This is a genomic window from Paracraurococcus lichenis (genome assembly GCF_030657435.1).
GTDB classification, from domain to species: domain Bacteria; phylum Pseudomonadota; class Alphaproteobacteria; order Acetobacterales; family Acetobacteraceae; genus Paracraurococcus; species Paracraurococcus lichenis.
This window is the reverse complement of the sequence record NZ_JAUTWS010000121.1, coordinates 1-9,809: the sequence shown is the minus strand read 5'-3', so window position 1 is coordinate 9,809 and position 9,809 is coordinate 1. Positions and strand designations below refer to the sequence as shown.

The 9,809-nt window shown below is 64.0% G+C and carries 14 protein-coding genes and 2 pseudogenes; 6 read left to right on the top strand and 10 right to left on the bottom strand.

Annotated features, from left to right (window positions below; all coding sequences use genetic code 11):
- Positions 1-357: 357 nt before the first annotated feature.
- The 9 genes and pseudogenes from Q7A36_RS36130 to Q7A36_RS42070 all read right to left on the bottom strand — a co-directional run.
- Positions 358-606 carry a hypothetical protein gene (locus Q7A36_RS36130; RefSeq protein ID WP_305108644.1) on the bottom strand — a complete coding sequence of 83 codons (249 nt, stop codon included), beginning with the start codon at positions 604-606 and terminating at the stop codon, positions 358-360.
- Entirely contained in the window at positions 603-794 is a 192-nt protein-coding gene (locus Q7A36_RS36125) for a hypothetical protein (protein WP_305108643.1), read from the bottom strand. Before Q7A36_RS36125 ends, Q7A36_RS36130 begins: the two co-directional genes overlap by 4 nt.
- Positions 795-872: 78 nt before the next feature.
- The gene (locus Q7A36_RS36120; RefSeq protein WP_305108642.1) at positions 873-1,484 is read right to left on the bottom strand and encodes a hypothetical protein; all 612 of its coding nucleotides are present in this window, start codon (positions 1,482-1,484) and stop codon (positions 873-875) included.
- Positions 1,485-1,745: 261 nt separating this feature from the next.
- Positions 1,746-1,916, bottom strand: coding sequence for a hypothetical protein (locus tag Q7A36_RS36115; RefSeq protein ID WP_305108641.1), 171 nt, complete (start codon positions 1,914-1,916; stop codon positions 1,746-1,748).
- Positions 1,917-2,340: 424 nt separating this feature from the next.
- Positions 2,341-2,511, bottom strand: coding sequence for a hypothetical protein (locus Q7A36_RS36110; RefSeq protein ID WP_305108640.1), 171 nt, complete (start codon positions 2,509-2,511; stop codon positions 2,341-2,343).
- Entirely contained in the window at positions 2,508-2,753 is a 246-nt protein-coding gene (locus tag Q7A36_RS36105; protein WP_305108639.1) for a hypothetical protein, read from the bottom strand. The genes Q7A36_RS36110 and Q7A36_RS36105 overlap by 4 nt, the downstream gene beginning before the upstream one ends.
- Before the next feature lie 13 nt (positions 2,754-2,766).
- Complete coding sequence (locus Q7A36_RS36100; protein ID WP_305108638.1) at positions 2,767-3,819, bottom strand: sensor histidine kinase; 1,053 nt, start codon at positions 3,817-3,819, stop codon at positions 2,767-2,769.
- A 103-nt stretch (positions 3,820-3,922) separates the two neighbouring features.
- A pseudogene (locus tag Q7A36_RS42075) lies at positions 3,923-4,438 on the bottom strand (tyrosine-type recombinase/integrase); the annotation flags it as partial.
- A gap of 45 nt (positions 4,439-4,483) precedes the next feature.
- Positions 4,484-4,729: pseudogene (locus Q7A36_RS42070) on the bottom strand (site-specific integrase); the annotation flags it as partial.
- A 1,699-nt stretch (positions 4,730-6,428) separates the two neighbouring features.
- Between Q7A36_RS42070 and Q7A36_RS36090 the strand changes: the two are divergent.
- On the top strand, positions 6,429-6,995 hold the full coding sequence (locus tag Q7A36_RS36090) for a hypothetical protein (RefSeq protein ID WP_305108636.1): 567 nt from the start codon (positions 6,429-6,431) through the stop codon (positions 6,993-6,995).
- 69 nt (positions 6,996-7,064) lie between these two features.
- Positions 7,065-7,304, top strand: coding sequence for a hypothetical protein (locus Q7A36_RS36085; protein ID WP_305108635.1), 240 nt, complete (start codon positions 7,065-7,067; stop codon positions 7,302-7,304).
- A gap of 74 nt (positions 7,305-7,378) precedes the next feature.
- Here the strand turns inward: Q7A36_RS36085 and Q7A36_RS36080 are convergent, their stop codons facing one another.
- On the bottom strand, positions 7,379-7,804 hold the full coding sequence (locus Q7A36_RS36080) for a cupin domain-containing protein (protein ID WP_305108634.1): 426 nt from the start codon (positions 7,802-7,804) through the stop codon (positions 7,379-7,381).
- Positions 7,805-8,226: 422 nt separating this feature from the next.
- On the opposite strand from Q7A36_RS36080, the gene Q7A36_RS36075 reads away from it, so the two are divergent.
- From Q7A36_RS36075 to Q7A36_RS36060, 4 genes are read left to right on the top strand one after another with little or no spacing between them, the layout of a single operon-like run.
- Complete coding sequence (locus Q7A36_RS36075) at positions 8,227-8,616, top strand: hypothetical protein (protein ID WP_305108633.1); 390 nt, start codon at positions 8,227-8,229, stop codon at positions 8,614-8,616.
- Positions 8,613-8,819, top strand: a complete 207-nt coding sequence (locus Q7A36_RS36070) for a hypothetical protein (RefSeq protein ID WP_305108632.1) — start codon at positions 8,613-8,615, stop codon at positions 8,817-8,819. The genes Q7A36_RS36075 and Q7A36_RS36070 overlap by 4 nt, the downstream gene beginning before the upstream one ends.
- Entirely contained in the window at positions 8,816-9,124 is a 309-nt protein-coding gene (locus Q7A36_RS36065) for a hypothetical protein (protein ID WP_305108631.1), read from the top strand. Before Q7A36_RS36070 ends, Q7A36_RS36065 begins: the two co-directional genes overlap by 4 nt.
- Positions 9,121-9,648, top strand: a complete 528-nt coding sequence (locus Q7A36_RS36060) for a hypothetical protein (RefSeq protein WP_305108630.1) — start codon at positions 9,121-9,123, stop codon at positions 9,646-9,648. Before Q7A36_RS36065 ends, Q7A36_RS36060 begins: the two co-directional genes overlap by 4 nt.
- The last annotated feature ends 161 nt before the right edge of the window (positions 9,649-9,809 follow it).

Below are 9,809 nucleotides of genomic sequence, written 5' to 3'. Positions count from 1 at the left end.
CTTTTTTGCCCTTCCTCGGCCCAGCGTCGACAGGCACCGCGGGCGGCGGAGGGTTACCAAACTCTGTAACAGCCTAAGTAATGGGGCACCGCCGCACCAAAGGCGGAGGGCGCCGTTGTGACCGAAATCGAGGCTCGCTCCCTGTTATGGACATGGCAGGGTCTGGAAGGCTGGATCGCCGAGCAACCATGGTGGCCGACCTCGGTTGGATGGGAGGTACTGCCGCGTCTAAATGGCTGGCGCTTCCACCTCAAGCCCGCGCCGCCGGGCATTTATTTGCGCGCTTGGGCGCCAGGTGTCGAACGGCCGGGCGAATGGCGAGTGCCTAACTAACAGCCGGCCTTCAGGGGAGCATCCTCAGCGATTTGTACGCACCAGGTCCGGAAAACCCGCGCCGCACGGTCCATCGTGCCTCCAGTCCCGCCGCCGGTCACAGTCGGCCGACAGCGCCACCAACACCTCGGGCAGCGTCGCCGTTGGACCAAAGCGCTGGAGCAAGGTAGCCAGCCTGTACCGTCCTCGACGCGGGCAGCGCCGGCATTCCACCAGCACCAGGTCGCCCGGAAACTCCCGTAGCAGGACGGCGCCGGGATAGGCGACGCTCATCTGCCGCCGAGCGCCTCGCGCACCAGCGCCCAGTCCTCCGCGGTGATGACGCCCTTCGCCACCGCCTCGTGGCCGGCTTGCAGCAGGTCGAGGCGCTGGGCACGGGCGATCAGCATGACGTGGAGGTAGACGCCGCTCAGGCGGTCCGCTTCAGCCTCGACAGCCACGCGATCCAGGTCCGTGCTCATGGCGATTCGCCCTTCGGGACGGCCCGAAGTCTACGCGCAACCGCCCGGCGTGTTCCAGTTTTGTTCGTAAAGCGCTTCTCACGAGCTTTGGTCCGGCGCCTTTTTCCTAGATTGCCTTCGCTGCATCGTGTCCGCGAGTTTGCGCTGCTTCTCTGCCGCAACTCGCTGAGCTTCGGCCTCGCGCCGCAGCCGTTCAGCTTCCCTGCGCCCCTGTTCCGTCAACTTGCGTAGCTCCTCGGCGAGGCCACGCGTCTCATCCCGTGCCTCCCGCACATCTTCCTGTGCAGCACGCACCTCTTCCGCCACCGAACGTGCCACCTCAGCGGCAACCCGCAACTTCTCGCCAACCTGCCTTCCTTCTTCTGAAACTTGGCGCGCCTCCTCGGATTGCTCGCGCTCGGCTTCGCTTGCGGCTTGCTGGGCTGCGACCTGCTCGCGGCGCACTTCAGCCTCTAGGCGCCCCGCCTCATTCTTCTGCCGGTCGGCCTCGCGCTTCGTGATGTTCTCTGGATCATCGCTCGACGTCATGTCGGAGCCTCCCTTTGCATTCCAGTCTCGCTTTCTCTGATCCTTCTCTAAAAGGCCTCTGGTTGCCGCAATCCGCCCTTGGCTCACGACGAGGCGATCGGTAAGACGAGCAATCTGCGCCTGCACTCGGGCAAGCAGTGCCTGAAAGTCCTCGATGGCCATAACATTGCCCCGGCGGGCCAATGTGGAAGCGACCCGATTAGTGACAACGTCCGCTCCCGCTGAGCGGCCAATTCAATGACATCACATATGGGACGACAACTTCGCTAATGCCGAGTAGCTTTGGCGAAAGAGGGGAGGGGACCATCCGGCCCCAGCCCGTTACTCGCGTCACCGAGCGGCCGAAGCCGTGCACCACGAGCCGGACTCCTTCCTCCTTCCGGCTCCCCCTAAGAGAACGTCAGGGCGCACCGTTAGTCGCCGTTACAACAATCCGTTGTGCTGCAGCGTCACGAGCACCGAGGCGCCCAGAGCCAGGATCAGCAGGACCATGCCAGTCCTCGGCCGGATCTGCTTGGCGAAGTGCAGGGCGGTGGTCGCCAGGATGCCGGCCATCAGCAGGACCAGCATCTCGGCCAGGAAGGGGGAGGTCACGCCTCCTGCACCAATGCAATGTACGCTGGCACATCCCAGCGATGTTCCGGACTTGTCGGCTTGAACAGCACAGCCACTTATCTCCAAGTACCGGGAGAATTAAGGTGGAGAACTCCGATGTTATGCGCGAAGCGCGGGCCGCCGGCCTCACAAATCGCATTTATATCGGTCGCGTTCTTCTCTGGGGTGGACTGACTCTCGCCCTGTTAAGCGCCGTCGCCAAGGACCCCTGGCCGGCAGGAGTGGGTACACTGCTCGCTGGTTACGGTGCATGGATCATCAGGCGGGTACTCAAAATACTCTCGGCAGCACCGCTGCCAAGCCGGGAGATTAGAGGTGTCGCCACCCGCGTTTCCCGTTTGACCGTAGCCATGCCACTTCCAACTCCTGCTCAACCAAAGCAGGGACACGGCACCAGTCGCCGCTAGAACAGCCCGTTGTGCCGCAGCGCCACGAGCACCATGGCAATCACCGCCAAAACCAGCGAGGCCAAGCTAGACCACGGCCGGAACCACTTAACGAATAGCAGGGCGGCAGCCACCAAGATGCCTGCCATCAGCACGATGAGCACCTCGACTACAGCGGAATCGGTCATGTCTTTCGCTCCGAGGGAATGTACGCCGGCACGTATTCCCTATCGAGCCATGCATCGACCAGATCGGCGACCATCTCTAGCGTGCTGAAGGTTCGCCCATTCAGCGGGTGGCCCGGCATGATCAGGCTGCAAACACGCGCACCCGGGAAGCAACGGATCTCAGCGTCGCGGTAGCGGTAGGACGGACCGCCGCATGGACCGGTGGCTGCAAGCTGCTCAAGCGGGTGAAGGGTATCGGGCATGGCCCAACCTGTATCAGCGTTCCTCGATCTGATCACCGGGCGGCCAGACCGGAAACCGAAGCGTGCAGGCGGTACCTCGATTACCAGGGGGCTCATTGATGTCGAAGTGACCACCGAGTTGCGCCGCAAGCGCACGGACTAACCGTCTTCCCATGCCGTCGGCCGTCTGGGCCTCCTGCTTCACCGCAGCTTGGGTAGCATGCATCCCTACGCCATTATCCACCACCATCAGCACGTAGTCCTCTCCATCGCGCCGAAAGCTGACGCGCACGATGCCCTCGCGGCCCTCATCAGGGAAGGCGTACTTCAGAACGTTCGTGACCAACTCGTTTACGACAAGGCCCATCAATCCGGCGCGGGAAACTGACAGCAGGTGCCGCTCAGCCTCGATGAAAAGTCCGATCGGCCGCAAGCCGCCGATGGTGCTGCGCAGATCCAAGATGAGGTCGTGCAGATATTCGTCTATGTGGACGAGAGCATGGCCTTTGCGTTGGGCTAGGCGGTCGTGAACGCGTGCGATAACACGGACACGCTCCGCTGCGGTGCGCAGCGCAGCCCCGATGACGGCGTCGCTGCCAGACGCCTGCAGCAGCATAGTTCCGATGATCCGCTGCATGTCGTTCTTCACACGATGGGAGAACTCGGCGAGCAGAAGCTCACGTTCTTGCTCGCCTGCTTCCGCCCGATCGAGCGCCCTGTCTAGCTCGACATATGCTGCGTGTAGCGTCTCAATGGTCCCAGCAACAAACGCACCTACGGTAGCGAACAGGACCAAGTTCAGCGTCGTCGCCTTATCGGGTATCGCGAACGAGCCGAACGGGGGCAGAAAGAAATGCCAAGCCACGATCGTGCTCAGGGCTAAGGCAACGAAGCCCGAACCACGGCCGAAAAGCACCGCTGCCAGGATGATAGGTGGAAAGAACAGCAGAAAGGGTAAGGTAGTCACTGGCAACAGCCAAAACCGAACAGCGAAGGCTATCAGGACGAGCAGTGCAGCGCCGGCCCATCGTGCCGGAGTGGGTAACCGGTGCAGGAGCTTTGGATTGAAAACTGTGCGGTAGGGCATAGCGCAGTCTACTGTGCTGCGTGCGTCAAGCGCGACCACCCCGACATCGCAACGCGGCGCGTCAGCCAGCCAGATACCGCGCACTGCTGTCGTTCGGTCGCGCGTGCACGTAGCGGTCGGTGGTCGCCACGCTGGCATGCCCGAGCGTGGTCTTGACGAGGGATATCGGCGCGCCCCGATCCAGGGCATGGCTGGCGTGCGCATGTCGCAGCCAGTGTGCCGAGACCTCCGGCGGCAGGCCGGCGCGAGCCGCCGCTGCCTTGACGATACGGTGCACCTGCGAGGGATCGAGCGCGCCGCCTTTGCGCGAGCGGAAGACAGCCTCATCGCCGTTGGCCAGTAGCCGCAGGCCGCTGAGTTCGGCCCAGATGCTGGGCTGCAGGAGGACGACGCGCGTCTTGCCGCCCTTGCCGAACACGGTGACCTGCCCGGCATCGCCACGGGCCACCAGGTCGCGCCAGCACAGGCCACAGATCTCGGAGATGCGCAGGCCGCCGAGGTAGAGCAGGCGCAGCATGCAGTGGTTTCGCGGATCCTGCTCCAGCGCGAGCATCCGATGGACGGCGCTCTCGTCCATGATGCGCTCGCCCAGCGTCGCCTTGACGGGCGGCAGCTTCACCGGCGCGCCGACGTCGAAGGTCACGTAGCCAAGGCGATGGGCGAAGGCGAGCAGCGACTTCACCGAGGACAGCCGGCGGGCCCGTGTGGCGGAGGCGAGATCGGCGAGGCTGTTGCCGAATGCCTGGACGTCGCCGATGGTCACGGCGCGGATCGGCTTGCCGGCATGCGCCAGGAAGGCTCGCACGTCCGCTTCGTAGGCGCGGATGGTGTGGCGAGAGCGGCCGTTGAGCCAGAGGCCGATCAGGGTCTCGTCGGTGTCGGCCTGCTGGATTGGAACCGCGACCGGCATCTCGGCCGTCACTGCCACTGCGCTGGTATCAGACATGCCGTAGTCCCTGCCGCTGGCTTAATGCAAGATAAGGTTTCTTCTCTTGCATTCGCAAGACCCGCAAATGGAGGCACCCAAGCGCTTGCGCTCGCGAACCGTTTTTATGCCGCAGACTGTAACTCGCGGTTACTCTACCGCTGCCGCTGCTGCTCACGCATCCCGTGGCGGCACCCCGAGCGCCCGCTTCTCAGGCCCTTACCCCTGGGGAGCGGGCGCAGCCTGGGCGAGCAGGAGTTACTCAGTCACCCGCGGCACTGGCGAGCCGTTGCTGCGTCGAAGCGGAATATGTTAGGCAACTAGCCGCTGCCGCTTGCCCCCAAACCCCAAGCGGCCGCATCGGCGCCCGCCTCCTGTCCCCCCTTGCCAGGAGGCGGGTCGCCCCCTTCGAAAGCAAGCGAGCTCAGGCTAAAATTACACCGATAGTTGAAAATTTAGAGCGATACCATCCTGTTTCGAGTGAGTTAACAGGACCTCAGATTGATGGGTTTCCTGTTATGTCGCCCAATCGGCGTCCTGCTTTCTTCGGTTACGTGAAGGTCGAGCTTCTCTCGCGCTCACCACGCCGCTGGCGCTGGAGGGTGTGCAAGGAAGGGAGCGACTTCGTCGTGCTGGGGTCCGAGCCGATCTTCGCCAGTGCGGAAGACGCATGGAGCGTTGGCAGGAAGGCACTGACAATGCTGGAGCGCGGTGAGCATGTAGAAGGGCTTCGCGCAGTTCCTGAGGACGCATGATAGCAAGGTCCGTTGACCACCAGCAGCACTTCTATCGTTTCCCTCTGTACCAGGCGCGCTCCGTGCTTACCGCGAGCCAGAATGGGCTGCGATCACGACTTGGCATCCCTGCAAGATCTCAAGACTGGCCAGGCCGGCCTCTCTCAGCGTCGCGGCAACCGAACCACTCATGACCGCGTTGGCCTAAGGTTGTCGTGCCCCAGCATACGGGCCGCTTCTCGCATGTCCCCGCGAGGGGCGGCCGCTTCAATTTCAGGCTCGCAAATTGCTTCCGTGCGAACGCGGATCATCCCTAATGTTCAATCGTCGTCGCTCTCTCACCCCGAGCGGCGTCCCTAGCACCCGCCTCCCATTTCCAGCCCTGAGAAGCGGGTTACTCGGGCTTGTGAAGCCTTGTACGCGATCAGATCGCGCTAAGTTTTCCCAAGATGAACAAAACCTTTCACTGGTCACGCTTTCAATTGGAAGCACTCATGTCATGTTGCGACGCAACAAGCCAGTCATCGGCCATGCTTTTGCCGGTAGGAATAGTGATGTCGGACCAAGCATGCTGTCGTATTTGCCTGTGGCGCCGTCGAGTGACGGGCCCACATCCGTTCGGCAATGAACCTTATCAGTGGTGTCGAAATCGTAGCAGCCCTTACTACGCCTGCAGCGTTGCTGACGGCGACCTCTGCCCAAAGTTCACGCGTGCACCGATTGTCAATGTGCAGGGGCCAGAAGTGGCTCACTGAGTGAGTGAACAGCAGTGTACCGGCTTGCCTGATCTGGCCTGTGCTTACCTGCGAACAGTCCCTAATCGCATGCCACGTCATGTGTGGTTGAGCGGCGATCATTGCGTTTTAGTGTTCGTGATTCGGGAGAGCGCGTTCGGGCGCTTACCGTGAGTACAGTGGAAGCCTTATCGTGCACCCACACCCTGGAGTTCCATGTCAGAAGAAGATCGCGTCTTCTCCGGCCAGAGAAGGCAGGAAGCACACGCCTCAGACAGCGGTGAAAAGCGCCTCATCGTCAGCACACCGCGCAAAGGCATTCCCGGCAAGAGCCGAGTTGTTGAAGTCGTAGAGGTTCGGCGCAAGAGACCGAACCAGGCCGCGGCGCCTCCGCGTTTTGCAGATCGGAGTCTGCGCGCCGAGACCTGGCCCGAGGGGTTCCGAGCAAAGACGGCATTACCCGCTCTCCTAAAGGACGTGCTGCCAGCCGCACCTGAGCCCACGCCGTCGCCGGCCACCCACGTCATGCCGATGTGGCAGCCGTCGCCGCTACAGCCGGAAACACCTCCTCCAGAGGCCGCCGCTGCCGCCCCCGAAGCAGAGGGGGTCAGGCAACGGCACACGCGTCGGAGCGAGGCAGGCAAAGCGGCGAACGAGGAAGCGCGTTCCTTCGCTGATCCCTTTGCAGGGGATGATGACGGCGCGAACTGCCTTCGCTGCGGCTACCTGGTGGAAGCGGCGCGGGAGAAGCGCGGGCTGCTGACCTGCGCGGCCTGTGGCTGAGCTGCCGAGGTCGTATTCGCCAGCAAGCACGGATCTGCGGACCACCTCATCAGTTTGGGTTGGCGAAGGATGGACAAGCCGATGAGGGAAGCAGAAACACCGCTGGACATCGCGCGACGCCATGTCGCGGAGGGAGAGGCGAGGTGCGCTCGTCAGGCCGAAATCCTGTGGGAGATGATCGCCGACGATCATCCCCAAGCCGCCGAGCTGGCGCAGCAGGTGCTGGCGACCATGGAGAATACCTTGGAGACCTTGCGTGAGCATCTGCGCTCAGAAGAGATGCAGGCTGCCAGAGCCGCCGGCGCATAACCCGCTTCGTCGCTTACCTGCGTGGCGGCGCGCCCATGGTGTCCTGCCACCGGGCGCCAGCCAAGGAGCGGCGATCAGCCGGTAGGAGTGATTGCGGCTGCTTGGTAATGCGCCTCGTCGACCGGCTCCATCCAGGTGGTGTTGTCCGGCCCGTCGGTCTCCACAAAGGAGATATGCGCGAACAGGTGGCCTGCGATCGAGCCGTGCCAGTGCACCAGCCCCGGCGGAACCACGGCAACATCGCCGGCTCGTAGAACCTGGGGCGGCTTGTCCTTCACCTGCACCATGCCTGTCCCATGCGTGGCGACCAGCACCTGCCGGGTCTTGTGCGTGTGCCAGTTGGTGCGTGCGCCCGGTGTGAAGGTCACCAGGGTGGCGCTGGTGCGCGACGGCGCCTGAGGCGTGACCATGGAGTCCTGCAGCACCGTCCCGGTGAAGCTGCTGGCCGGCGCCGCCTTGGTGGCCCGGCTTGAGGCTGGGCGGATCGTCACATCGTCCATGCTGTCTCCCCCTGTCGCTCTGTCCCGCGGTGGCCAGGATAGTCGAGGTAGGCAGGACGCCCAACAGCCTCATCGGCAGCAACTTGAGGGTCGTGACAGCAGACCAAAGCAGCGCGGTGCGCCCTGTGCCGCGCAGCGTCGAAACTTGCCCCCTGCCCAGTGCAGGGGGTCTTTTCTGACGAAGTTGCTGCCTAGAGAGGTCGTCGTGACGGCTCTCTTCGGTCATGGCACGATTGACGAGCGCCCAATGGGCGACCATCCGTTCTGATTGGGAACGATCTCCGCTCCCCGGCTTCGCCTGGCTCACGCGCGATGCTGGGGGGCCTTGGCCTCTGAGCCGCGAAGGCATCCGTCTGCGCGCGCGACGTGAGAACTGGCGAAAGCTGCTGCCCTCGCCGGCCATCGCAACTCAGGCAGACCAGGTGGCTACCGCGCCCAGCCAGGCAAAGGTTGACGAAATTGGCGGCGGAGACTTTTTCGCGACGCCACCAGGTTCGACCAACATGCCGCCGCCTCCTGCAGACCCTGACGATCTCGACTTGGTCCGGCAGTGGCTGCTCGACCGACACCGCACCGAATGGGCCAGTGCACGCGGCGCGATCTATCGCCTCTTGCAGCGAGCCCAAACGACAGATGGCGCGCCGATGTCCCTCTCGGACCGGCTCAAGGTGGCGCGGGTGGTGCCGCGGGCGCTTGAAATCATCCAGGAGGGCGAGCGCCGCGCCTGGGGCCTGGACGCCGACTTGATCGACTACGACGCGCTGACCGACGCACAGCTCGCGGCGCTTGCAAGGGGGCGGAGGCCCCAATGAGCATCAACGGAATGGGCCCTGAATTCAGAGCTCTGGCAAACGCCCTCCGCTCCCGCGTCGCCGAGCAACGGCGCGAGGCCACGCGCGTCGCCGCAGATGGTGTGATGGCGAAGGCGCTTCAGCTCGTCTCCGAAGGGCGTCTGACCGCGCTCGAGCTGGCAGAATTGCACGCGCTCGATCTGCAGCTGGAGGCGAACCAATGACTGCACCCGAGACTCAGATCGCCGAAGTGCAGGCAGAGATTCGCGCCGCGCTCCTCGCCGGCGCCGATACCGCTCGCCTTCGGGTCCGCTTACGCGCGCTCACGGCCGAGGCCGCTACCGCGTCAGCCAGCACGACTTCGGCGGAAGCTGATCGGCAGCGCCAAGCCGCCGAGGCGCTCGCCGCCACCGCGGCCGCCATGATCGCTGACGCCACCAACCGTCTCCAGGCACGGCTGGTGGCGCTAACTCCTCCTGCATCCCTAAACCCCACGCCGACGCGTGCTGCCCCCCGAGGACGCCAATGACCCCGACCGACCACGCCCTGCTGGCTGCCGCTGAACGAGTGCCTGCGGCTGAACAGCAACTCACTGCCGCGCGTGTCGCGCTTCGAGACGCGGAGCTGGCGCGCGACAAGATTGCGGCGCGTATCCGAGAGCTCGACGAGGCTCGCACCGCCATCATCGCTCGGCGCCAGCGCGGCGAGACCCGGGACGATGACGGTGCAGTGCTCGAGCTGAACCGCGCGGACCACGAGGGGCTCGTCGAGCTCCTCTCCCAGAGCGAAGCCTCGGTCACCGCCGCGCAGGGATCTGTCCAGGCCGCATCGCAGGCGCTGGAGATGGCACGCCATGCGTTCACGCGGCTCGAGGCGGAGCGGGCTGAGGATGCGCTGCGGCAGCGGGCTGAGGAGCTGGCTGCGCTGCTGGCCGCCTGCATCGACGAGCTGCGCGCCGAGCGCGGGAAGCTCGGTGGTGGGCGCATCGCCTGGACGCCGTCGCGGTCATTAATGGATCGACTCGTGCCGCTCGACCTCGGCCGCGCCTGGTGACGCTCGCTGTTTGTCCGGCATCTGCCCGTCACCTACCGGGTAGATGCCGGGCATTTGCCAAAGCGTGACCAATGAATTCAATGAATTACGGGTTGCACTGCGCATTGCTGACAAGCGCCAACTTGCTGTAAGCGAGTGAGTGGTGCTTTCGGCATCGCTCA